Origin of the sequence: Erythrobacter sp. QSSC1-22B (assembly GCF_001678665.1) — a bacterium.
Taxonomy (GTDB): Bacteria; Pseudomonadota; Alphaproteobacteria; order Sphingomonadales; family Sphingomonadaceae; genus Qipengyuania.
This window is the reverse complement of sequence record NZ_LZRP01000002.1, coordinates 171,880-194,955: the sequence shown is the minus strand read 5'-3', so window position 1 is coordinate 194,955 and position 23,076 is coordinate 171,880. Positions and strand designations below refer to the sequence as shown.

23 protein-coding genes and 1 pseudogene are annotated in these 23,076 nt (G+C 64.0%); 14 read left to right on the top strand and 10 right to left on the bottom strand.

Annotated features, from left to right (window positions below; genetic code table 11):
• Nucleotides 1–54: 54 nt before the first annotated feature.
• The 5 genes from A9995_RS04725 (at nucleotide 55) to A9995_RS04705 (ending at nucleotide 5,076) form a co-directional block, all read left to right on the top strand.
• Nucleotides 55–1,578, top strand: coding sequence for a peptide chain release factor 3 (locus A9995_RS04725; protein ID WP_067609855.1), 1,524 nt, complete (start codon nucleotides 55–57; stop codon nucleotides 1,576–1,578).
• 37 nt (nucleotides 1,579–1,615) lie between these two features.
• A complete protein-coding gene (locus A9995_RS04720; RefSeq protein ID WP_067609853.1) occupies nucleotides 1,616–2,500 on the top strand; it encodes an alpha/beta fold hydrolase in 885 nt (294 codons plus the stop codon).
• Between the two features lie 6 nt (nucleotides 2,501–2,506).
• Nucleotides 2,507–3,208, top strand: a complete 702-nt coding sequence (locus A9995_RS04715) for an endonuclease/exonuclease/phosphatase family protein (protein WP_067609852.1) — start codon at nucleotides 2,507–2,509, stop codon at nucleotides 3,206–3,208.
• A 153-nt stretch (nucleotides 3,209–3,361) separates the two neighbouring features.
• Nucleotides 3,362–3,700: a P-II family nitrogen regulator gene (locus A9995_RS04710; RefSeq protein WP_067609850.1), complete on the top strand. Its 339-nt coding sequence runs from the start codon at nucleotides 3,362–3,364 to the stop codon at nucleotides 3,698–3,700.
• Nucleotides 3,701–3,717: 17 nt separating this feature from the next.
• Nucleotides 3,718–5,076: an ammonium transporter gene (locus tag A9995_RS04705; RefSeq protein ID WP_067609849.1), complete on the top strand. Its 1,359-nt coding sequence runs from the start codon at nucleotides 3,718–3,720 to the stop codon at nucleotides 5,074–5,076.
• 159 nt (nucleotides 5,077–5,235) lie between these two features.
• On the opposite strand, the gene A9995_RS04700 is transcribed toward A9995_RS04705, so the two are convergent.
• From A9995_RS04700 to A9995_RS04690, 3 genes are read right to left on the bottom strand one after another with little or no spacing between them, the layout of a single operon-like run.
• On the bottom strand, nucleotides 5,236–6,819 hold the full coding sequence (locus tag A9995_RS04700) for a GMC family oxidoreductase (protein ID WP_067609848.1): 1,584 nt from the start codon (nucleotides 6,817–6,819) through the stop codon (nucleotides 5,236–5,238).
• A gap of 25 nt (nucleotides 6,820–6,844) precedes the next feature.
• The gene (locus A9995_RS04695) at nucleotides 6,845–7,801 is read right to left on the bottom strand and encodes a sterol desaturase family protein (protein WP_067609847.1); all 957 of its coding nucleotides are present in this window, start codon (nucleotides 7,799–7,801) and stop codon (nucleotides 6,845–6,847) included.
• Between the two features lies 1 nt (nucleotide 7,802).
• Entirely contained in the window at nucleotides 7,803–8,228 is a 426-nt protein-coding gene (locus A9995_RS04690) for a hypothetical protein (RefSeq protein WP_233998084.1), read from the bottom strand.
• Between the two features lie 49 nt (nucleotides 8,229–8,277).
• Here A9995_RS04690 and A9995_RS04685 point away from each other — a divergent pair, with 49 nt between their 5' ends.
• A complete protein-coding gene (locus A9995_RS04685; protein ID WP_067609845.1) occupies nucleotides 8,278–9,714 on the top strand; it encodes an amidohydrolase in 1,437 nt (478 codons plus the stop codon).
• A 16-nt stretch (nucleotides 9,715–9,730) separates the two neighbouring features.
• On the opposite strand, the gene A9995_RS04680 is transcribed toward A9995_RS04685, so the two are convergent.
• Nucleotides 9,731–10,171, bottom strand: a complete 441-nt coding sequence (locus A9995_RS04680) for a TIGR01244 family sulfur transferase (protein WP_067609844.1) — start codon at nucleotides 10,169–10,171, stop codon at nucleotides 9,731–9,733.
• Nucleotides 10,168–10,980 (bottom strand): TerC family protein, encoded by an 813-nt coding sequence (locus tag A9995_RS04675; protein ID WP_067609842.1) that lies wholly within the window; start codon nucleotides 10,978–10,980, stop codon nucleotides 10,168–10,170. The genes A9995_RS04680 and A9995_RS04675 overlap by 4 nt, the downstream gene beginning before the upstream one ends.
• Before the next feature lie 274 nt (nucleotides 10,981–11,254).
• Between A9995_RS04675 and A9995_RS17580 the strand changes: the two genes are divergently transcribed.
• From A9995_RS17580 to A9995_RS04640, 7 genes are all read left to right on the top strand, one after another.
• Entirely contained in the window at nucleotides 11,255–12,022 is a 768-nt protein-coding gene (locus tag A9995_RS17580; protein ID WP_067609841.1) for a cold-shock protein, read from the top strand.
• A gap of 161 nt (nucleotides 12,023–12,183) precedes the next feature.
• The gene (locus A9995_RS04665) at nucleotides 12,184–13,377 is read left to right on the top strand and encodes an aspartate aminotransferase family protein (protein ID WP_067609839.1); all 1,194 of its coding nucleotides are present in this window, start codon (nucleotides 12,184–12,186) and stop codon (nucleotides 13,375–13,377) included.
• Nucleotides 13,377–14,345, top strand: coding sequence for an ornithine carbamoyltransferase (gene argF, locus A9995_RS04660; RefSeq protein ID WP_067609837.1), 969 nt, complete (start codon nucleotides 13,377–13,379; stop codon nucleotides 14,343–14,345). Before A9995_RS04665 ends, argF begins: the two co-directional genes overlap by 1 nt.
• 58 nt (nucleotides 14,346–14,403) lie before the next feature.
• On the top strand, nucleotides 14,404–15,297 hold the full coding sequence (locus tag A9995_RS04655) for an Hsp33 family molecular chaperone HslO (protein WP_067610324.1): 894 nt from the start codon (nucleotides 14,404–14,406) through the stop codon (nucleotides 15,295–15,297).
• Nucleotides 15,298–15,388: 91 nt separating this feature from the next.
• Nucleotides 15,389–15,799, top strand: coding sequence for a DUF3617 family protein (locus tag A9995_RS04650; protein WP_145916807.1), 411 nt, complete (start codon nucleotides 15,389–15,391; stop codon nucleotides 15,797–15,799).
• Between the two features lie 39 nt (nucleotides 15,800–15,838).
• On the top strand, nucleotides 15,839–16,549 hold the full coding sequence (queC, locus tag A9995_RS04645) for a 7-cyano-7-deazaguanine synthase QueC (protein ID WP_067609835.1): 711 nt from the start codon (nucleotides 15,839–15,841) through the stop codon (nucleotides 16,547–16,549).
• A 10-nt stretch (nucleotides 16,550–16,559) separates the two neighbouring features.
• Nucleotides 16,560–18,179 carry an MFS transporter gene (locus A9995_RS04640; RefSeq protein ID WP_067609832.1) on the top strand — a complete coding sequence of 540 codons (1,620 nt, stop codon included), beginning with the start codon at nucleotides 16,560–16,562 and terminating at the stop codon, nucleotides 18,177–18,179.
• Here A9995_RS04640 and A9995_RS04635 read toward each other — a convergent pair.
• Both A9995_RS04635 and A9995_RS04630 read right to left on the bottom strand, forming a co-directional pair.
• A complete protein-coding gene (locus tag A9995_RS04635) occupies nucleotides 18,176–18,730 on the bottom strand; it encodes a superoxide dismutase family protein (RefSeq protein ID WP_082992485.1) in 555 nt (184 codons plus the stop codon). The genes A9995_RS04640 and A9995_RS04635 overlap by 4 nt on opposite strands.
• A 102-nt stretch (nucleotides 18,731–18,832) precedes the next feature.
• Nucleotides 18,833–19,948: an OmpA family protein gene (locus tag A9995_RS04630; RefSeq protein WP_067609830.1), complete on the bottom strand. Its 1,116-nt coding sequence runs from the start codon at nucleotides 19,946–19,948 to the stop codon at nucleotides 18,833–18,835.
• 492 nt (nucleotides 19,949–20,440) lie between these two features.
• Between A9995_RS04630 and A9995_RS16535 the strand changes: the two genes are divergently transcribed.
• Nucleotides 20,441–20,917, top strand: coding sequence for a hypothetical protein (locus A9995_RS16535; RefSeq protein WP_145916806.1), 477 nt, complete (start codon nucleotides 20,441–20,443; stop codon nucleotides 20,915–20,917).
• 289 nt (nucleotides 20,918–21,206) lie between these two features.
• On the opposite strand, the gene A9995_RS17505 is transcribed toward A9995_RS16535, so the two are convergent.
• The 3 genes and pseudogenes from A9995_RS17505 to A9995_RS04625 all read right to left on the bottom strand — a co-directional run bounded on the left by A9995_RS17505 (nucleotide 21,207) and on the right by A9995_RS04625 (nucleotide 22,914).
• Complete coding sequence (locus tag A9995_RS17505) at nucleotides 21,207–21,341, bottom strand: hypothetical protein (RefSeq protein WP_255360150.1); 135 nt, start codon at nucleotides 21,339–21,341, stop codon at nucleotides 21,207–21,209.
• Between the two features lie 40 nt (nucleotides 21,342–21,381).
• Complete coding sequence (locus A9995_RS16970; RefSeq protein WP_168157331.1) at nucleotides 21,382–21,543, bottom strand: hypothetical protein; 162 nt, start codon at nucleotides 21,541–21,543, stop codon at nucleotides 21,382–21,384.
• A 368-nt stretch (nucleotides 21,544–21,911) separates the two neighbouring features.
• Nucleotides 21,912–22,914, bottom strand: a pseudogene (locus A9995_RS04625) (IS1595 family transposase).
• Nucleotides 22,915–23,076: the final 162 nt, after the last annotated feature.

Sequence of the window (23,076 nt, the reverse complement as noted above, 5' to 3'; positions counted from 1 at the left end):
TCGCCTCTCAGCACGAATGGGTAATCGCCCACAACGCCAACGGTAAGACAGATCATGACCTCCAACCGCCGCACCTTCGCCATCATCTCGCACCCCGATGCGGGCAAGACCACGCTGACCGAAAAGCTGCTGCTGCAGGGCGGCGCGATCCATCTGGCGGGCGAGGTCAAGGCGCGCGGGCAGGCGCGGCGCGCGCGCTCGGACTGGATGAAGATCGAGCAGCAGCGCGGAATCTCGGTCACCTCGAGCGTGATGACCTTCGAGCGCGACGGGATCACCTTCAACCTGCTCGATACGCCCGGCCATGAGGATTTCTCGGAGGATACCTATCGCACGCTGACCGCGGTCGATTCGGCGATCATGGTGATCGACGCCGCCAAGGGCATCGAACCGCAGACCCGCAAGCTGTTCGAGGTCTGCCGCCTGCGCAGCGTACCGATCATCACCTTCGTCAACAAGGTCGACCGCGAGGGCCGTCCGGTGTTCGAGCTGCTCGACGAGATCGCCGACATGCTGGCGCTCGATGTCTCGCCGCAGATGTATCCGGTGGGGATGGGCGGCCAGTTCGAGGGCGTACTCGATTTCGCCACCGGTTGCGTCGCCCGGCCCGAGGGGCCGTCGAAGGAATTCCAGGGCAAGCGCGACAGCGACCCGGAAATCCCCGCTCTATTCGCCGAGGAGATCGAGCTCGCGCGGATCGGCTATCCGGAATTCGACCTCGAAGCCTATCGCAACGGCGATCTCACCCCGGTGTTGTTCGGCTCGGCGCTCAAGAATTTCGGCGTCACCGAACTGATCGACGCGATCGCCAAAATCGCTCCGCCGCCGCGCCCGCAGCCCGCGGGCGACGAACAGGTCAGCCCCGATCGCGACGAGGTGACCGGCTTCATCTTCAAGGTCCAGGCCAATATGGACCCCAATCACCGCGACCGGATCGCTTTCATGCGGCAGGTGTCGGGCACCTTCAAACGCGGCATGAAGTTGACGCCCTCGGGGCTGGGCAAGCCGATCGCGATCCATTCGCCGATCCTGTTCTTCGCGCAGGATCGCGAGATCGCCGACACCGCAGAGGCCGGCGACATCATCGGCATACCCAACCACGGCACGCTGCGCGTGGGCGATACGCTGTCCGAGAAGAACGAGCTGCGTTTCACCGGCCTGCCCAATTTCGCGCCGGAGATCCTGCGTCGCGTCCAGCTCAGGGACCCGACCAAGACCAAGCAGCTCAGGAAGGCGCTCGACGATCTTTCCGAGGAAGGCGTGATCCAGGTGTTCTACCCCGAGATCGGCGGGCAGTGGATCGTCGGCGTGGTCGGCCAGCTCCAGCTCGAGGTGCTCGTCTCGCGGCTCTCGGCCGAATACAAGGTCGAGGCGGGGCTGGAGATGGCGCCGTTCTCGACCGCGCGCTGGCTCAAGGGCGAGCAGGCGGCGCTCGACGATTTCGAGAAGTTCAACCGCCCGCTCCTGGCGCGCGATCGCGATGGCGATCTGGTGTTCATGGCCAAGAGCCCGTGGGATGTGAGCTACCAGGAAGAAAAGAACCCGGGCCTCGCCTTTTCGGCGACCAAGGAGCGTTGACTTGCAGGCCGGTCGGCTTCGCGGCATGGGGTCGCCCATGACGCACACCGGACCCACTTCGCAAACGTTCATCTCGCAGCGGCTGCGGCTGCATTATGTCGACTGGGGCAACCAAAGCGAGAAGGGGCGCGGCAAGCCGCCGCTGGTGCTGGTCCATGGCGGGCGCGACCATGCACGCAGCTGGGACTGGGTGGCCGAAAAGCTGCGCGACGACTGGCACGTCATCGCGATGGACCACCGCGGCCATGGCGATTCGGATTGGGTCAACGATGGCAATTACCAGACCAGCGATATGGTCTACGATCTGGCCCAGCTGATCCATCAGCTGGGTGTCGGACCGGTCACCATCGTCAGCCATTCGATGGGCGGCAACGTCTCGCTGCGCTATGCCGGCACTTTCCCGGACATGGTCTCGAAGATCGTCGCGATCGAAGGCCTCGGGCCCAGCCCCAAGCGCCAGGCGGAGATGCGCGAGACCCCCTATCCCGAGCGCCAGCGCGAGTGGATCGGCAAGAAGCGCGCCGCCTCAGCGCGCAGCCCGCGCAAATACGAGAGCATCGAGACCGCGTTCCAGCGGATGATCGAGGAAAACTCCTACCTCACCGAGGAGCAGGCCCGGCATCTGACCATCCACGGCGTCAACCGCAACGAGGATGGCACCTACACCTGGAAGTTCGACCCGCATCTCAACGTCTGGCCGGTCGAGGACATCGCCGACGAATTCCTTCACCAGACCTGGGCGGCGATCGCTGCGCCCACCCTGCTGCTCTATGGTGCCGATAGCTGGGCCTCCAACCCCGAAGGCGACGGCCGGCTCGACAATTTCAAAACCGCGCGCGTCATCGAATTCGAAAAGGCCGGGCACTGGCTGCACCACGACCAGTTCGACCGTTTCATGGCGACGCTGGCGGATTTTCTCTGAGGCCCGATGCGGCTTACCTTCGCCAGCTACAACATCCACAAGGCCATCGGCCGCGATCGCAAATGTGACCCCGAACGGATCATGGCGGTGCTGCGCGAGATTGATGCCGATGTGATCGTGCTGCAGGAGGCGGATCAGCGCTTCGGCGACCGGGCGAGCGTCCTGCCGCGCGCGCTGCTCGACGACTACCCCTGGAAGGTCGTGGATGTCGCCCGGCGTCCGCGCAGTATCGGCTGGCACGGCAACGCCATTCTGGTGCGGCGCGAATGCGAGGTGCAGGATGCCGAAGCGCTCCATCTGCCCACGCTCGAACCGCGCGGGGCCGCCAATGCGGTGATCCGGATCGCGGGGCGCAATATCCGCATCATCGGCACGCATCTCGACCTCTCGGGCCTGCGCCGCCGCGACCAGGTGCGCGCGCTGCTCGATTTCGTCGCCAAGACCAACGAGGATTGCCCGACCATCATCGGCGGCGATTTCAACCAGTGGGGCCGGTTCAACGGCGCGATGCGCGAATTCGGCGACGACTGGCAGGCGATCTCGCCGGGGCCGAGCTTCCCCAGCCGCGGCCCGATCGCCCGGCTCGACCGCATCGTCACTTCGCCCAGCTGGGTCTGCCACGATGCCCACGTCCACCGCAGCCCGCTCGCGAGCGTCGCTTCGGATCACTTGCCCATCTACGCGGAACTGGACCTGCCCAATAATTGAGCAGCCGCCTGCCAGATGTGCAGCGCCTGAACTAAAGTTACCGGCCGGTTAGTCCATTCGGCGCCATATTGCGTCGATTTCGGTTTTGGCACAGCTTTTGCAAACCTCCTTTCGCCGGGAACGGGCCCGGCAGCGATAGCTCAGGGGGGCCGCGTGAAATATATCATCGCCGTCATCAAACCGTTCAAGCTCGACGAGGTGCGCGAAGCCCTCGGATCGATCGGGGTCGCGGGAATGACCGTGTCCGAAGTCAAGGGCTTCGGACGCCAGAAGGGTCAGACCGAGATTTACCGCGGGGCCGAATATTCGACCAACATGCTGCCCAAGGTGAAGCTCGAGATCGCTGCCAGCGACGATCTCACGCCGCAGGTGATCGAAACGATCCAGCAGACCGCGAGCACCGAGGCGATCGGGGACGGGAAGATCTTCGTCTTCGATCTTGCCAGCGCCACCCGCATCCGCACCGGCGAGACCGGCGACACCGCGCTATGATCCGAGGGGACACCATCATGAAACGCACACTTTCACGCTCCGCCGCCCCGGCGCTGGCGGCCTTTGCGCTGGCCGGGGTCGGAATGACCGCACCCGCCCTGGCGCAGGATGTCGCCGATCCCGTTGCGCTCGCCGCAGCCGAGGCCGTTTCGGGGGGAACGGCCTACATTCTCAATACGCTGCTGTTCCTGATCGGCGGCTTTCTCGTCATGTGGATGGCGGCGGGCTTCGCGATGCTCGAGGCAGGCCTGGTCCGGTCGAAGAACGTTTCGGTCCAGTGCCTCAAGAACATCGGTCTCTATTCGATCGCCGGCCTGATGTTCTGGGTCGTCGGCTATTCGATCGCCTATCCCGGCTTCGAAGGCGGATTTATCGGCATCGCCGACTTCCCCTATGCGATGCAGGCCGTCGGCGAGGCGGATACCGAAACCGGCTATTCGATTGCCTCCGACTGGTTCTTCCAGATGGTGTTCTGCGCCACCACCGCCTCGATCGTCTCGGGCGCGGTTGCCGAGCGGGTCAAGCTGGTGCCCTTCTTCATCTTCGTCACCGTGCTGACCGGCTTCATCTATCCGGTGATCGTCAGCTGGGAATGGGGCGCGGGCTGGCTCGATGCGATGGGCTTCTCCGATTTCGCCGGTTCCACCCTGGTCCACTCGACCGGCGGCTGGGCGGCGCTGATGGGCGTGCTGATCATCGGCCCGCGGCTGGGCCGCTACGGCAAGGATGGCAAAGTCGCTGTGTTCCCGGGTTCGAGCATCCCGCTCGCCACGTTGGGTACCTTCATCCTGTGGCTTGGCTGGTTCGGCTTCAACGGCGCCTCGCAGCTCGCGATGGGTACGATCGGCGATGTCTCCGATGTGTCGAAGATCTTCGTCAACACCAACATGGCCGCTGCTGCCGGTGTGGTCGTCGCCATCATCGCCACCCAATTGCGCTACAAGAAGGCCGACACCACCATGGCGCTCAACGGCGCGCTGGCAGGGCTCGTGGCGATCACTGCCGAACCGCTGACACCCAGTGTCGGGATGGCGATCGTCATCGGCGGGATCGGCGGGCTGCTCCCGGTGATCTTCGTGCCGATCCTCGACAAGCTCAAGATCGATGACGTCGTCGGCGCCATTCCGGTCCACCTTGTGGCCGGCATCTGGGGCACGCTCGCGGTGCCGCTGACCAACACCGAGGTGCCTTTCCTGGCACAGCTCACCGGCGTGGTCGCAACCGGCGTCTTCGTCAGCGCGCTCTCCGCCATCGTCTGGTTCGCGATCAAGGTCACCGTCGGGGTGCGCCCAAGCGAAGAAGAAGAGCTGGCGGGCCTCGATATCGGCGAGACCGGCATCGAAGCCTATCCGGAGTTCACTCGCACCTCAGGGTAATCAAGTTTGGCGGGGGCGCTTCTCTCTCTCCTCTCGGCGCCCCCGCCCTAAAGTGTTCCTCCTGCGAACACCGACTACGAAGGGCCGGAACCTTGCAGAAGGTTCCGGCCCCTTTTTTCATTTCGTGAGGAAGGCACCGGGTCAGGCCGGTGCGGGCAGCTAGGCCAGTTCTGCCTGGACGAAATCGGCGCAGCGTTCGCCGATCATGATGCTGGGGGCATTGGTGTTGCCCCCGATCAGCCGTGGCATGATGCTGGCATCGGCCACCCACAACCCTTCGATCCCGCGCACCTTGAGCTGGGGATCGACCACGCTGTCAGCGTCGCCGCCCATCCGGCAGGTGCCGACCGGGTGATAGACGGTGTCGGCACGATCGCGGATCAACTTGTCGAGCGCGGCATCGTCGTCGAGATCGACCGGATAGCGATCCTCGGGCGCATATTGCGCCAGCGCCGGCGCCTCGACGATGCGATGCGACAGCCGCACGCCCTTGCGCAGCACCTCCATGTCGCGGTCGTCGTCGAGGAAATTGGGATCGATCACCGGGGCGTCGGCGGCATTGCGCGAACCCAGCCGCACCGTTCCCCGGCTCTCGGGGCGCAGCACGCAGGCATGGAGCGAAAAGCCGTGGCCCTTCACTTTGGTCCGGCCGTGGTCCTCGAGCATGGCGGGCACGAAATGCCACTGCACATCGGGCGCGGGCGCATCGTCCATCACCTTCCAGAACCCGCCGGCCTCGGCATAGGGCGTGGTCATGATCCCGGTCCGCTTGCGGCGGTGCTCGATGATGGCCTTGGCCATCCGTACCGTGCCCGCGAAACTGTCGCCGATGAAATCGGTGCTTTCGGTCTGCCAGCTCGAGACGTAGTCGACATGATCCTGCAGGTCGGAGCCGACGGCGCCGCAATCGCGCTTCACCGTGATGCCATGCTCCGACAGGTGCGCGCCGGGACCGACGCCGGAGAGCATCAGCACCTGCGGCGAATTGAATGCGCCCGCCGAGAGCACCACGCCGCCGCGCGCGCGCACCGTGCGCTGCTTGTCGCCGACCGAATAGGTGACCCCGGTCACCCTTCCGTCGTCGATTTCGATCTTCTGGACCGTCACCCCGATCCGGACGTCGAGATTGCGGTTGCCGCGCTTGGGCTCGATATAGGCGCGCGCCGCGGACCAGCGTTCGCCGTCCTTCTGCGTGACCTGATAGATGCCGAAGCCTTCCTGCCGCGCCCCGTTGAAATCGCGATTGTGTGGCAATTGCAGCTGGGTCGCCGCCTCGACGAAAGCCTGACTGCCCGGGTTTGGCCAATGCTGATCCGACACATGCAGCGGCCCGTCGCCACCGTGGAAGGCATCCGCGCCCTGCTCGTTGCTCTCGGCGCGTTTGAAATAGGGCAGCACATCGTCATAGGCCCAGCCGCTGCAGCCGAGCTCGGCCCAATGGTCGTAGTCCCAGCTATGGCCGCGGATATAGATCATCGCGTTGATCGCCGAGGAGCCGCCGAGGCCGCGACCGCGCGGCTGGTAGCCGACCCGCCCGTTCAGCCCCTTCTGGGGCACCGTCTCGTAGCGATAGTTCGAGCCTTGGCGCAGGAACGGCATAAGGCCCGGTGTCTTGACCAGCATGGTGTTGTTGCGCGGCCCCGCTTCGAGCAGGCATACGCTCTTGCCCGCTTCGGCCAGCCGTCCGGCAGCCGCGCTGCCGCCGCTGCCCCCGCCGATCACGATTACATCGAATTCGTCCATGATTTCTCCTCTTCCGCAGGAGAGGTTACGCAGCCTCGCCCGATCCGGCAATCGGGTTTTCGTCTGCAACCGGTTTGCCGGTCGCTCCGCCGCGGCGCGCTTCCCAGCGGGCGCGGATCGTGGCGCTGGTTTCGCGGCTGCCATCGTGGCTCCAGCCGGGCTCGCGCAGCAGGTAGGACAATTTGTGCTGCCACGGCGCGCGCCACACGTCCTGCGCGATCCCGACCCATTCGTGGAACACCGCCCACACCAGGTTGAAACTGCCCAGCTGCTTGACGATGCCGTAGCGAATCGCCTCCTCCTCGGGGCGTTCCTGCTCGAAGGTGCCGAACATCCGGTCCCAGACGATGAAGACGCCAGCGTAATTGCGGTCGAGATAGCGTGGGTTGGTGGCGTGGTGGACGCGGTGGTGGCTGGGGGTGTTCATTACCGCCTCGAACCAGCGCGGCATCTGGCCGATCGCCTCGGTGTGAATCCAGAACTGGTAGATCAGGTTGAACCCCGAAACGATCGCGATCATCGCCGGGTGGAAGCCGAGCAGGATCAGCGGCAGGCTGAAGGCGAAGGACAGCGCGAAGAAACCCGTCCAGGTCTGCCGCAGCGCGGTGCTGAGATTGTAGTGCTGGCTGGAATGGTGGTTGACGTGGCTCGCCCAGAACCAGCGCACCCGGTGCGCCATGCGGTGGAACACGTAATAGAGCAGGTCGTCGAGCACGAAGGCAAGCGGCCAGGCCCACCACACCGCCCACCAGCTGTCGCCGAAATCGAACAACCGGTAATCATACAGCCACAGCGCCGCGGCCAGGATCGCCCCGCCGAAGACGACGCCCGCAACCGTGCTGCCCAGCCCGAAGGCGAGGCTGGTGAGCGTGTCGCGCGGTTCGTAGGCATCGGGGCGCTGGCGCCGCGCCCAGACCATCTCCGCCAGCACGAGCAGGACGAAGACCGGGACGGCGTAGGTGACGGGATCGAATTCGGGCATGTCAGTGGGTCTTCAAACTCTCGATATGCTGCAGCCAGACCGATGGATCGTCGAGCTCGAGCCGGACCCCGCCATAGCGCTTTTCCGCAGTATCGACCACCAGCGCGCCGGTGTCGATCCGCGCGCTCGCGGCCGGGGTCAGCACTCGCCCGGCGAAATGAGTCCCGTGCTGGCGCAGCAGCAAGATCTGCCCTCCGGCATCGCGCAACAGCCCGGCGCGACCTTCGCGGTCGATTGCGATCTCGACCGGCTCGAAGCCATCGACCGCCTCACTCGCTTCGCGGCGCGCGTCGGCGTCGTTCTCCAGCCGCCTGGCCGGACCCAGCTTGAGCCACCAGGCCAGCGCCGCCAGAGCGACGATCGCGGCAAGCGATCCGACGAACTGCAGCAGGGCCGGGGGAATTTCCATCGCCGCACGGATTGGCATGGCGCGCCGATTGCGGCAAGCAGGGGCGATATCAGGGGGAAACCGAACCATGAAACCATCCGTCAGTCTCGCAGGTCTTGCCCTGTTCGCCGTCCAGCCCATGCTGGCCCTGCCGGTTTATGCGCAGGCCGCCGACCCGGTCGCGATCGTCGATGGCGAAGCCGAACGCACTGCCCGCGTCGCGCAGCAAATATGGGACTGGGCGGAGCTGGGTTATCTCGAGACCCGCTCGACCCGGCTGCTGCAGGACGAGCTGGCGGCGGAAGGCTTCAGCATCACCCCGGGTGTCGCCGAAATCCCCACCGCCTTCATCGGCGAGTGGGGCGAGGGCGGTCCGGTGATCGCGATCCTCGCCGAATTCGATGCGCTGCCGGGGATCTCGCAATCCGCCTCGCCAACGCGCGACCCGGTTGCGGACAAGCACGCGGGCCACGCCTGCGGTCACAATTTGTTCGGCGCCGGCTCGCTGACCGCGGCGATCGCGGTGAAGCGCTGGCTCGAGGCGACCGGCACACCCGGTCGTATCCGGCTCTACGGTACACCTGCGGAAGAAGGTGGCTCGGGCAAGGTCTATATGGCGCGCGCCGGGCTGTTCGACGATGTCGACACTGCGATCCACTGGCACGCCGCCGACGAGAACAGCGCCGCTGCTCGAACCGGCCTCGCCAATCGTTCGGCCAAGTTCCGCTTCAAGGGCGTCTCGGCCCATGCTGCTGCTGCCCCAGAACGCGGGCGCTCGGCGCTCGACGGGGTCGAGGCGATGAACATGATGGTCAACATGATGCGCGAGCACACCAGCATGAACACCCGTATCCACTACGTCATCACCGAGGGCGGCTCGGCGCCCAATGTCATCCCCGACAGCGCCGAAGTGTTCTCTTACGTCCGCCATTCGGAGGCCGACGAGGTGCGCGCGCTGTGGGAGCGGCTCGAAGCCGCAGCCGAGGGCGCGGCGCTGGGCACAGGAACCGAGGTGAGCTGGGAGATCATCCACGGCAACAATCCGCTGCTGGTCAACCAGTCGCTGGCGCGGATGATGGATGCCAAGCTGCGCGAGGTCGGCGGTGTCAGCTACACGGCCGAAGAACGCGCTTGGGCGGAAGAGATCGCGGTGAGCTTCGGCGATCGGGCCCGGCCGCTGGAAAGCGCCAGCCAGATCCAGCCCTACGAGACGACGCTGGGCTATGGCTCGACCGATGTCGGCGATGTCTCATGGGCAACCCCCACCGTGGGGGTCACCGCGGCAGGCTGGGTGCCCGGCACCAGCGCACACAGCTGGCAGGCGGTCGCGGCAAGCGGCCATTCGATCGGCGCCAAGGGCGCGCAGGTCGCGGCGAAATCGATGGCGCTGATGGCGGTCGAGCTGTTCCAGAACGAGGAGCTGCGTGAGGCGGCGCGGGCCGAATTCGATGCCTCGCGCGGGCCGGGCTACGTCTACCGCTCGTTGCTGGGGGATCGCGACCCGCCGCTGGATTTTCGCCGCTAGGCGCGGCGTTGCCAGCCTATTTCTGCGCCTGCTCGGCGAGTTCGATCAGCGCGGTGTGGATCGGCGCGAGATCGTAGCCCGCTCCGGCGGCGGCGCGCTCGATACTCGCCGGGTCGCGTCCTCCGCGGGCTTCGGCCAGCGCCCACAGCAGCGTCGAACGGGTACCCGTGCGGCAATAGGCGAGCACCTTGCCCTCCGCATTGTCGAGCGCCGCCTGCATTGCCGCGATGCGACCCTGGTCGAAACCCGACGAATCGACGGGAATCGCGACATAGTCGATCCCGGCGGCTCGCGCCGCGGCCTCGATCGATTCGCCGTCCGGCTGACCGGGGGCCTCGCCATCGGGCCGGTTGTTGACGATCAGCGTCACACCCTGCGTCTCGGCGCGGGCGATATCTTCGGGCGCGATCTGGCCTGCGGCAAAGACCGTGTCCGAAAGTGTCCTGAATTCGCTCATGCGCTTGCCTCCATGGCTTCGCGTTTTTTTTGCCGACGGTTGCGCTGGACGATGTTCAGGATTTCCACCCCGACCGAGAAGCCCATCGCCGCGTAGATATAGCCCTTGGGTACGTGGAAGCCGAAGCCGTCGGCAATCAGCACCACCCCGATCATCACCAGGAAGGCCAGCGCCAGCATCACCAGCGTCGGATTGTGCTCGATGAAGCGCGACAGCGGATCGGCCGCCACCAGCATGATGCCGACGGTGATAACCACCGCCGTGACCATGATCGGGATGTGGTCGGTCATGCCCACCGCGGTGAGAATCGAATCGACCGAGAACACCATGTCGATCACCACGATCTGTGCGATCACCGCGCCGAAGGTGGCGGTCGCTGCCTTGGCAACGCCGGGGGTCTTGTCGAGCAGATGGCCCGAATCGTCTTCGGGCTCCATCGAATGGTGGATTTCCTTGGTCGCCTTCCACAGCAGGAACAGCCCGCCGGTCAGCAGAATCAGGTCGCGCCCGGAAAAGGCGGTATCGAAGCTGGGCTCGCCGTATGCGCCGGGCTGGCCCTGAATGCCGAGGTCGAACAGCGGGGTCTGCAGCGTTACCAGCCAGCCGATCAGCATCAGCAGGCCGATGCGCATAACCAGCGCCAGAATCAGCCCGATCCGCCGCGCGCGCTGCTGCTGGTGCACTGGCAGCTTGTTCGACAGGATCGCGATGAAGATCAAATTGTCGATCCCCAGCACTACCTCGAGCGCGATCAGGGTGAGCAGTGCCAGCCAGGCGGCCGGATCGGAGAGCAGAGCGAGTATGTCCATCCCGCGCCTTTGCCGCGCCACGAAGCATTTCGCAATATGAACGTGATGCGAATACGCGTCTGAAACAGCATGCGAAAATGTCATATCTGCAGGGCAAACCACCCCCTATCGTTAAATCATTCGCTTGGCCGCCGATTTGTGGCTATGTAGGATGTTGTAATAGGCGGCACTTTCCGACGAATCATGATCGGATTCCGCTTGCGCCGGGATTGCCATGCGGCCCGCGATCCGGCGTTTCACCTGCGGGGCGGCGCGATAAGGTACGATTTGAATCATGGGTTACGATAGAGGCCGCCGTCGGGGACGGGACAAGCGCGACGGATTTGGAGAAGACGGTTTCGAGCCCATGGGCGGCCCGTCGGAAGGATTCGGATCGTCAGGTGGTTTTGGAGGCGGCTTCGGTGGTGACCGGGGCGGCTTCAACAATGACCGCGGCGGTTCGGGCGGCGCCGGCGGCGGTTACCGCGGCGGCGGTGGCGGCGGCCCTCCCAGCCGCGGCGGACCGGGCGGCGGCGCTGGCGCCGGCGGTGCGGGCGGCTTCAGCCGCATGCCTGCCCAGGTCGTCGGTACCGGCAAGGGCAAGGTCAAATTCTTCAACGCGGCGAAGGGCTTCGGCTTCATCCAGCAGGATAGCGGCGGTGAGGACGTGTTCGTCCACATCAGCGCGGTCGAACGTGCCGGGCTGGAAAGCCTTGGCGAAGGCCAGGAGCTGGAATTCAACCTCGTCGATCGCGGGGGCAAGGTGTCCGCGCAGGATCTCCAGATACTCGGCGATGTCGTCGAAGCCCCGGTCGACGCCGGCCCGCCCAAGCGCGAGCTGACCGGCGACAAGGCGAGCGGGACGGTCAAGTTCTTCAACTCGATGAAGGGCTTCGGCTTCATCACCCGCGACGACGGACAGCCAGACGCCTTCGTTCACATCAGCGCGGTCGAACGCTCGGGCCTTTCGGGGATCGACGAAGGCCAGCGTTACGAGTTCGACCTCGAGGTCGATCGACGAGGCAAGTATTCGGCGGTAAACCTCGTTCCGGCCCCGGAATGAGGCGAGCCGCGCCGCCACGGTTTGACCGGGCGCGCGCGACTCAATAGACGCCGAAGGACACGTGAATGGCGGTTCCCTCACGGGGCCGCCATTTGCATTTGCCCGCCCTTCCTTTCGCCCCATTTTCCCAGTTCAACGCGCCCGCTTGCTCCGGAGGTCCCATGTCGATTACACCGCTGATGCCCGTCTATCCCCGCTGCGGTGTCCGCCCCGTGCGCGGCGAGCATTGCCATCTGATCGACGAGGACGGCACGCGCTATCTCGATTTCGCCAGCGGCATTGCAGTCAATCTGCTGGGGCACAGCCACGCAGGCCTGATCGGCGCCATCCAGCACCAGGCCGAGACGCTGATGCATGTCTCCAACCTCTACGGCAGCCCTCAGGGCGAGGCGCTGGCGCAGCGGCTGGTGGACTTCACCTTCGCCGATACGGTGTTCTTCACCAATTCGGGCGCCGAGGCGGTCGAGACCGCGATCAAGACCGCGCGCGCCTATCACCAGCACGAAGATGGCGATGCCAACCGCACCGAGTTGATCACCTTCACCAACGCCTTCCACGGGCGCACCATGGCGACGATCAGCGCCTCCAATCAGGAGAAGATGCACAAGGGCTTCAAGCCGCTGCTGCCCGGCTTCGTCTATTGCGAATTCGACGATCTCGAGGCCGTGCGCGCGCTGGTCGGGCCCAGGACTGCGGGCTTCCTGGTCGAGCCGATCCAGGGCGAGGGCGGCATCCGCCCCGCCAGCCAGGCCTTCATGCAGGGTCTGCGCGATCTCGCCGACGAGCACGATCTGATGCTGGTGCTGGACGAGGTCCAGTGCGGCGTCGCGCGCACCGGCAAATTCTACGCGCATGAACATTACGGCGTCGATCCCGATGTCCTCGCCACCGCCAAGGGGATCGGCGGCGGCTTCCCGCTCGGCGCCTGCCTCGCGACCGAAAAGGCCGCACGCGGGATGACCTTCGGCACCCATGGCTCGACCTATGGCGGCAACCCGCTCGGCATGGCGGCGGGCACCGCGGTGATGGATGCCGTGGCCAACGAGGCGTTCCTCGCCGAGGTTACCGAAAAGGGCGACCGGCTGCGCGCCCGGCTCGAACAGTTCATCGGCAATTACCCTGAACTGTTCGACTGCGTGCGCGGGATGGGGCTGATGCTCGGCCTGCGGATGAAGATCGAAAGCCGCCCCTTCTTCGTCCACCTGCGCGACAATCACCATTTGATGACCGTGGCCGCGGGCGACCAGACGCTGCGCATCCTGCCGCCGCTGGTGGCGGGCGATGCCGAATTCGATGAATTCTTCGACAAGCTGTCCGCCGGCGCGGCCAGCTTCACCATGCCCGAGCCCGCTTGATGGCGGGCGGGGACACCTCTGGCGCAGCCTCGCCGGTGCGGAGCTTCCTCGACCTGTCCGATGCGGGCGGGGATGCGATCGCCGCGATGATCGGCGATGCGCAGGACCGCAAGGCGGCGCGGGCGGGCTGGCCCAAGGGTCGGGCCGATGCCGATGCGCCGCTGGCGGGGCATGTGCTGGGGATGATCTTCGAGAAGAATTCGACCCGCACCCGCGTCAGCTTCGATATCGCCATGCGCCAGCTCGGCGGTTCGGCGCTGATCCTCGATGCCGCGACCACGCAGCTCGGCCGGGGCGAGAGCATCGCCGACACCGCGCGCGTGCTCAGCCGGATGGTCGATGCGATCATGATCCGCACCGACGATCACGCCAAGGCGCAGGCGCTGGCCGAGCACGCGAGTGTGCCGGTGATCAATGGGCTCACCGATCGCTCGCACCCCTGCCAGATCGTCGCCGATCTGCTGACCGTGATCGAACACGGCAAGCCGCTCCCCGGGCTCGAGCTCGCCTGGCTGGGCGATGGCAACAATGTCCTCCATTCGCTGATCGAGGCGGCCGCGCTGATGAAATTCAACATCCGTGTCGGCGCCCCCGAAGGCTACGATCCCGAAGACGAATTCCTCGCCATGGCGCGGGCTGCCGGCTGCCGGGTCACGGTGACGCGCGATGCAGCCGAAGCCGCGCGCGGGGCGGATGTGGTGGTCACCGATACCTGGGTCTCGATGGGTCAGGACCACGCCGATGCCAAGCTCGCGGCGATGGCGCCGTTCCAGGTCGATGCGGCGCTGATGGCGCTGGCCAAGCCCGATGCGCGTTTCCTGCATTGCCTGCCCGCCCATGTCGGCGAGGAGGTCTCGCAGGAGGTCTTCGAAGGCGCGCAATCGCTCGTCTTCGACGAGGCCGAGAACCGCATCCACGCGCAGAAATCGATCCTGCTGTGGTGCCACGGGAAGCTCGCGACCGGCTGAGACAGGTCGGGCGCGACAGGGCCTTAAAAGCGCAGCATCCGCGCCCCATATGGCGCGGATGATCGACCCCGAAGAAACCTATGCCGAGCGCACGCTTGGCTTCAGCATTCCCTCGCGCGACGCGCGCGGCCGGCTGGTGCGGCTCGACAGCACCGTCGATGAAATCCTCTCGGCCCACGCCTATCCGCCGCCGATCGCCAATCTGCTCGCCGAAGCGCTGGTGCTGACCGCGCTGATCGGCAGCCTGCTCAAGGATGACGGCTCGCAGGTCACCATGCAGGCGCAGACCGAGACCGGCGCGGTGAACCTGTTCGTGTGCGATTATCGCGCCGGTGCGCTGCGCGGCTATGTCGATTTCGACGCCGAGGCGTTGGCCGAACTCGGTGCCAATCCGACCCTGTTTGCGCTGTTCGGCAAGGCCTATCTCGCGCTGACTTTCGACATGACCGATGGTCGGGGCCGCTATCAGGGGATCGTCCCGCTCGAGGGCGACAGCCTGGCGCGCGCCTGCGAGGGTTATTTCGTCCAGTCGGAACAGCTGCCGACGCTGATCCGCACCTCGGTGACCAGCGGACCGCAGGGTTCGCGCGCCGCCGGAATGCTCGTCCAGCATCTCGCCGATGGCGAGGAAGGCCGCGAGCGGCTGCATGTCCGGCTCGACCATCCCGAATGGGAGCATATCGCGGTCATGGCGGGATCGCTGCGCCATGATGAATTGCTCGATCCCGAACTCTCGCTCGAGGCCATCGTCTGGCGGCTGTTCCACGAGGAAGAGGAGGTTCGTGTGGACAGGGGGGCGGAGATATCGCGCGGCTGCCGCTGCACTGCGGAACACTACCAGTCCGTACTGACGCGGTTTCCGGAAACCGAGCGCCAGGAGATGCGCGACGAGGATGGCATGATCGTGGTCGATTGCGCCTTCTGTTCGCGCAAGTTTCCGATCGCGGCTTGATCGTTTCATCGATGGCAAAGCACGGTCTATCTATGGTAAGCAAGGTGACAGCGGCATCGCTGCTAGTCTCGGCACGCAATCGAGGTGTGATATGCGCAAATTTATCCTGACGGCATTGGCAGGCTTCGCCACCATCGGCGCGTTGACGATGGCTGTGGCGCCTTCGGCCGCGCAGAACGCCAAGCTCGCCTTGTTCGGCGAGCTCGATCGCGGCCAATGGGAATTGCGGTTTCGCGATGGCGAACCCAGCCAGCGGATATGCCTCCGCGATGGCACCGAGCTGATCCAGCTGCGTCACCGCGGCGCCAATTGCAATCGCTTGGTGGTTGAGAATAGCGCGAACCAGGTGACGGTGCAGTACACATGCCGCGGCAATGGCTACGGCCGCACCAGCGTACGCCGCGAAAGCGCGACGCTTGCCCAGGTCGAGAGCCAAGGCATATCCGGGGGCAGGCCGTTCCAGTTCTCCGCCGAGGCGCGCCGCGTGGGCGTCTGCCGCTGAAGCTTGCGTCGCTGCGGCCGTCGTCCTAGCGCGGCGCGGATGAGCGATCCTGCAAAGAACAACCTCGGCCCTGCGGTAGTCCTGCTGTCGGGCGGGCTCGATTCGATGGTCACCGCTGCGCTGGCACTCGAAGCCGGTCACGCACTTTACGCGCTGACGATCGACTACGGGCAACGCCATGTCCGCGAGATCGAATCGGCGCGGGCCATCGCCAAGCGGCTCGGTGCGGCCCGCCATGTCGAACTGCCGCTCGATCTGCGCCGTTTCGGCGGGTCGGCGCTGACCGACGATATCGACGTTCCCAAGACCGGTGTCGAGGACGGGATCCCCGTCACCTATGTCCCGGCGCGCAATCTGGTTTTCCTCGCGCTGACCACGGCCTTTGCCGAGACAGTCGAGTCTCGCGACATCTTCATCGGGGTCAACGCGCTCGACTATTCGGGCTATCCCGACTGCCGCCCCGAATTCATCGCCAGCTTCGCCGAGACCGCCCGGTTGGGTACGAAGCAGGGCGTCGAGGGCGGTGCCTTCACCATCCATGCGCCGCTCCAGCACATGACCAAGGCCGACATCGCCCGCGAATGCGCGCGGCTGGGTCTCGACCCCGCATGGAGCTGGTCCTGCTATGATCCGACGCCCGCCGGTCTCGCCTGCGGCACCTGCGATTCCTGCCGGTTGCGGCGAAAAGGCTTTTCCGAAGCGGGGCTTGCCGATACCACCCGCTACGACCGGGACATAACCCGGGAATAGGGAGCTGACATTGACCGAGCATACGAAGACCGCGCCAGCGGAGAATCCTTCAGCGATCGACCCCGACGCGAAGGTCCCCGCGTACAGCTGGTATGCGCTGAGCGTGCTCGTGCTGGTCTATATGCTCAACTTCATCGACCGGCAGATCCTCTCGATCCTTGCCAACGATATCAAGGCCGATCTGGGCGTCGACGACGCCTATCTGGGGTTCCTCTACGGCACCGCATTCGCGATTTTCTACGCATTGTTCGGCATCCCGCTTGGCAAGCTGGCCGATAGCTGGAAGCGCGTCCGGTTGATGACGATCGGATTGACATTCTGGTCGGCAATGACAGCCGTTTCGGGCTTTGCGCAGAATACGGCCACGCTGACTGCCGCGCGCATTGGCGTCGGCGTCGGCGAAGCAACCGCCAGCCCTTCCGCCTATTCGCTGATTTCCGACTGGTTTCCGGCCCGCCTGCGCGCCACCGCGCTCGCGATCTACTCATCCGGCATCTATATCGGCGGCGGTATCTCGCTCGCCATTGGCGGCCTGGTCGTCGACCAGTGGAACGAATCGTTTCCCGATGGCGGTACGTTTGGGTTGGCTGGATGGCAGGCGGCTTTCATCGCCGTGGGGCTGCCAGGCTTGCTGCTGGCGATCTGGGTCGCGACGCTGAAAGAGCCTGTGCGCGGGGCGATCGACGGCCTTCCGACGAAGGAGGATCCCCACCCATTCCGCGGTTTCGTTGCCGAACTCTACACGGTAATTCCACCCTTTACCTTTTTGGGTGCTGCCAAGCGCGGGATGAGGGCGTTGGTGATCAATATCGCCGTATTTATCGCTGCATTCGTTGTCGCCTACGGTCTGACGAACCTGCTCGAATCCGGCGAAGGCGTGATCTTCACGGCAATCACGGATCAGTGGACCCTCCTCGCAATCGGCTATTATTCGGTATTCTGCTGGGCCAGCGCATTGCGCCAGCGCGATCCACCGACCTTCCGCCTGACCTGGGGATCGCCCGCATTCCTGTGCACGATCCTCGGTTATGGGACGGTGGCCTTCATGGCGTATTCGGCGTCCTATTGGGGCGCGCCATATGCCGAGCGGGTGTTCGACCTGACCAAGAGCGAGCTTGGCTTCTGGCTGGGCGGCGGCGGTGCCGCAGGCGGTTTCCTCGGAGTCATTCTCGGCGGGCGTTTGGCCGACGCGCTCTACACTCGCCATCTTTCTGGTCGGGTCTGGGTGATCCTGTTCGGTCTGCTTTCACCGGTACCGTTCGCTATTGTCCAGTACACGACCGAAAGCGTTCCGCTGTTCATGATCCTGAACGTGGTGGTCAGCGCCTTGGCGGCCAGCGCCCTCGGTGCCGCAGCGGCAACCAGTCAGGCGCTTGTCCTACCCCGCATGCGAGGGTTGGCGACTGCCACCTTCTTCCTCGCCACAACCTTGGTCGGCTTGGCCCTCGGGCCCTATATGGCAGGCTATGTTTCGGCCACGAATGGCGGCGATCTTAGCGCCGGAGTGCTTTCCACGCTGTGGATCGTACCACTAGGCCTGGTCCTGCTGATCGCTGCGATCAAGCTGGTTCCACCAGCGATGGTGAACCTGCTTGATCGCGCACGCGATGCCGGCGAGCCGGTCGACTAGCTGCTGGCGCGCAGGACACCGCAGGCAATGCGCGAGCCTGCATCGCCAGCGGGATCGGAGCGATAGTCGTCGGCTCCGGCGTGCACCACTACGGCGGTCCCGTCGGTGTCGAAGATTTCCTCGAGCGCGGATGTCGGGTTATCGCTGACATCGACCGTGGCCGTGGCGCTGCCAGAAGCGTTGACCTGCAGATTTGGCAAGTCCCCCAGATGGCTGCCGCCGGGCGACTGCGTGCCGTGGGTGCGGTCGTAGGGGTTGAGGTGACCGCCGGCGCTGGTGAAGTCGGGGGCGCGGCATGCGCCGGTGGTGTGCAGGTGGAAGCCTGTCGGACCCGCTTCCATGCCGTTGACGGTCACTGCCACCGATAGTTGATCGCCGTTGGACAGCAGCCGGGCGGTGCCCGCAGGCTGGCCATTCGCAAAATTCAGCGATGCCGTGCCGACCTCTTGGGTGGTCAGTTCATTGGCGACGTTCTGCGCCAGATCGTCGACGGTGGCGCAGGCTGAAAGCGCGGTTGCGCCCAGAAGGATGATCGGAAAGCGGATGGACATCGTTGTCTCCCATTGTGTTTGAAGGGTCGGCACTCGATCATCCAACGAAAAAGGGGCCGGATTGCTCCGGCCCCTCTAACTTATTGACGCTTGGCGTCAGACTTACATGCCCGAACCCGGACCGTAGGTCACTTCGACGCGACGGTTCTGCAGTTCGCGAACACCATCGGCAGTCGGGACGCGCGGCTGCGTTTCGCCGAATGCCTGGCTGTTGATCCGAGTGTTCGGGATGCCACGTGCACCCAGGTAATCGCGGACCGAAGAGTTGCGACGCTCGGCGAGACCCATGTTGTACTGGGCGGTACCCGAAAGGTCGGTGTGACCGGCCAGCATGACCGAAGCCGTGCCGCAGTTGGCATAGGCCGTGACCGCGTTGTCCAGAATGGTCGCTGCTTCCGGAGTGATGTCCGATTTGTCCCAGTTGAAGAAGACAATGTACGGACCCGTCTCGCAAACCTGAGCCGGAGGCGGCGGAGGCGGCGGAGGCGGCGGGGGCGGGGGCGGCGGGGGCGGCGGCGGAGCCACCGGAACGACCGCAGCGGGAGCGCCGAAGTTGTAGCTCAGCGTGCCGAGGATCGAGTGCGTACGCACATCGCCCTGCAGCGTGCGACCGAGCGCATCGGTGAGTTCGACATTGTCCGAGTTGAACATGCGATACTTGAGGCCGACATCGACATTGTCGCTCAGCGGAGCGCGAACGCCCGCAAGAACCTGCCAGGCGAAACCGCTGTCCGAATCGTCGAACGAAGCCGGCTGGCTCTGGCTGACGAAGCCTTCCATGCCGGTGCGGGCAACGCCGACACCGCCACCGACGAAGCCCTGAAGGCCATCATCGGGACCGAAGTCGAACATGCCGTTGAGCATGAAGCTCAGGACATCGAGATTGCCGGCTGCCGGGTAGACACCGGGAGCTGCGACGAACGGACCAAAGCCAAGGCCGGTGGTACCGACCGTGATCGACTCGAGGTCGGCATCGCGATAGCTGGCTTCGGCTTCGAGACGGAACGCCCCGAAATCGTAACCGACGAAACCGCCGACGTCGTAGCCCTTGTCGGCCTCTACAACGAGTGTGTCACCGGTCGCACCGATATCGAAATCCGTGTCTTCGACAATCATGGCACCGCCTTCGACGCCGACGTACCATTGTCCGTCGCGTGCGAGAGCCGGCGAGGCCAGAGCCGTCGAAGCCATCGCCATTCCTATGACGAGTTTCCGCATTATAAATTCCCCTTATTGCGTAATTAAAGCCACCGAGTGGCGCGATATCTAACTTTTACCCGGTGAGGTGGCAAGCGGACATTGTCCGGAACTGTTGCAAGAATGCCGCGATAAGGCTTGTCTCGTAAACATTGCGATGGATTCCGTCCGTCCGGCGATTGGAACGCTGATGTCCGGTGGTGGTTCCCGCTAATCTGGAGGAAAAATTCCTGAATGTAGCAAAGCGCTTATCAGAGCAGTGATCGGCGCGTGCTTCGGTGTCGACAGTCGTTCCGCCGCTTGGCTCGACGGGTTCCACCGCCCTGCTCCAGCCGCTCGAATAGTTGCAGATTTGCCCAGTGTCGAGCCGGCGCACGGCCGCGCCCTCCACAGGCGAATGAAATAGGCTATTATGTCTCTTACAGGCCCAAGGCCATAAGCCGCAGAGATGGGTGAGTTAGCTTGGCGATTATGTCTCTTACAAACCCAGGGGTGGTTTGATATGAGAGGGTCATGGAGAATCTGCTTACCTCACTTAGAGATAACGGCGAAGTTATCGCCGATGCTTCGTTTGCCGCGCTAACTTGGGCCATCCTTATCGGTGCGCTGATGTTCGCGCTGGTGCGCGCTTTGAAGGCTAACCAGATCGGTGACCTTCAATCTCGCTTGTCGCTGCGCGATGATGAAATTTCTGATTACAGGCGGAAGTCAGAGGCTGCTTCACCAGTTGAAGCAGCGGCACGGATCGAAGCCCTAGAATCCGAGATAGCACTGTTGCGACCGAGAAGTCTTACCGCCGCACAAGCTCAGAAGATCACCGAGCCCGTGCAGAACTCAACCGGCCAAGCAAGCGTTGCTGCCAACATGGCGTCTCCAGATGCGTCAGCATTTGCGGCCGCAATCGGTCGGGCGTTTCAAAAGGCCGGTTGGATTGTCTCCACTCCTGCCGTTTTGGGTATGAGCAATTCACCTGCTAGGGGCTGGGTGTGATCGTAAACGGCGGCCCCGCCTTCAAGCCGCGAGAAGATGCGGTTATCAGCGCGCTGCGAGCGGCGCGCAATTCGGGATGGACCATTCGGCGCACGCCTCGACCCTCATATTGAGCCTATGCCCCAGCGGGCGTCAGAGCGCGTCGAGGTAGTGGTTGGCTCGCCGCTTTAGTTTAGGTTGTTAGAGATAACAGCGTTTTCACAATCCAAGACCCCGCTGGCACCGCCAGCACGAATGCGATGATACCGGACTCCAGCTTCGCTTTGCGCCCGTCGCCCTTTCCGATAAGCTAGTCGAAGAGGCGGTCCTCGCGCTCGCCGGAACTCAAGCGTTCTTCGATGGCGTCCAGTCGCGCGATGATGCGATTGGTCTGGTGGTCGAGCGCTCTTCGACCAAGCCGCGCGTCGGCAGCAATTTGAAACATGAATAGGCAGAACATCAGCACAAGGCCGAGAAAAACCAGATCATTCCGACTGTCCTTTCGTTCCGGCCTTTGGCTTCACCAGCTTCCCCAACCGCTCCTTAAAACGCTGCTCGTTGTCGTCGCATTCAAGCTCGCGTGCGGCTTCCTTGAACTTGTCGATCTGCGGCTGATTATCCGTGGGGGTCGATTTGATCTTCGTCATCGTCCAAAATTGCCTTTTGCGCTTCGAGCAGTTTGATTAGCTTTCCGATATCTTTGCTGTCCATTTTCCCGGTGGCAAGGACGCGAATGGATTTACCGCGACCTAGCGGATTACGCATCCACTCCTGCCCCTGTGGCTATCTGCGACTCGAAAGGAGGTGCGCAATGTGTCATTCGGTGATGGCCAGAAGGGCCGCTCATGCCGTTCGCACGCTCGCGGTGACGGTAGGGGCTAAATGAGAGAGGCCACCAATCGCGGGAAGGGGACGGTGGCCTCAAGTGAGCCAGATCGATCTGTACAACCGGGCGGTGGTGTTCATAGCACCACCGCCTTTCTTTGTGAATCCTTGAATTGCGGGGCTACACACGCTAGCGAGAGCGCCGCTTTAGCGGCGTGTCCTTAGGCTTCGGCGTTGAGGTCAAGCCTGTGTAGGTGATTCGCTTACCAATGATGCCCTTCACCGCTTCAACCGAACGGGCCTTGTCATCAAAGCCGTTCGCAGCGCGCGCGTTGTAGCGGAATTCGAACTCCGCAAGGTAGCGGTGCAAATGCTGTTCCGCGCAATGCTGGTACACACCGCGCATACCGCGCATGAAGATCGAGAACGCGCCTTCGACCGTGTTGGTGTACATGGTGCGATCGATGGGGTCCACATACTGCAAACGGGCGTGGGCGGTGGTGCCATGCTCGGCAAAGTCGCGACCAATCTTGCAGTAAATCTTGGCTTCGTCAGTCATGAGACGCGCTTCACGGCTAATGTTCGTGGCAACAATCGGGTGAATGTCAGCGGCGCGGCTGTTGTCGATGTGGAACCACCGGCTCTTGCCGCTGTCGCGATCAACGAGTGCCAGAACGGCATTCTTGTGGCCCCAGCCACGGCGAGTGGAGACGGCCCTTCTTGAAGCCGAGATAGGTTTCATCGACCTCGACCGCGCCACCTTCGCTACCGAAAGGCTGAGCCAGATCGCCGGAGCGCATGGCTTCACGGATGCGGTGCAGCAGGAACCACGCGCTCTTGTAGGTGATTTCGAGAACGCGGTGCAGCTGGTGGGGGCTGATGCCCTTCTTGCTCGACACCATGAGGTGCACAGCCTTGAGCATCTTGTGCAGGGGAATGCGCGCGTGTTCGAACACGGTGCCAACCTTAACGGTGAACTGCTTGCGGCACTCACCACACTTTTTCAGGCCGTGGCGAAGCTGGCCTTGCGGGGCCTTCTTGCTCGGCTTGCTGCGAACACCAGCCAGATCGTACACTCGGCCATCGACAACGCCGCAATGCGGGCAGACAACTCCACCGGCCCACACGATGCTTTCGAGATATTTGAAGGCCTTGGCTTCATCGTGGAAATGGGGGCTTGAAAGTACCGACATGGTTCGCTTACTCCTAACACCCCATTATCTAGATTATCTAGCGGATTCTCGTGGGTGTGTAAAGTATGCAATCACCCTGAATTAACCAGACACTGTCGCAATGTCAAGCATTAAAAACCATATGGGTTCGTAAGCTGCGCTCGCCCTTACCGGCGATCCTGC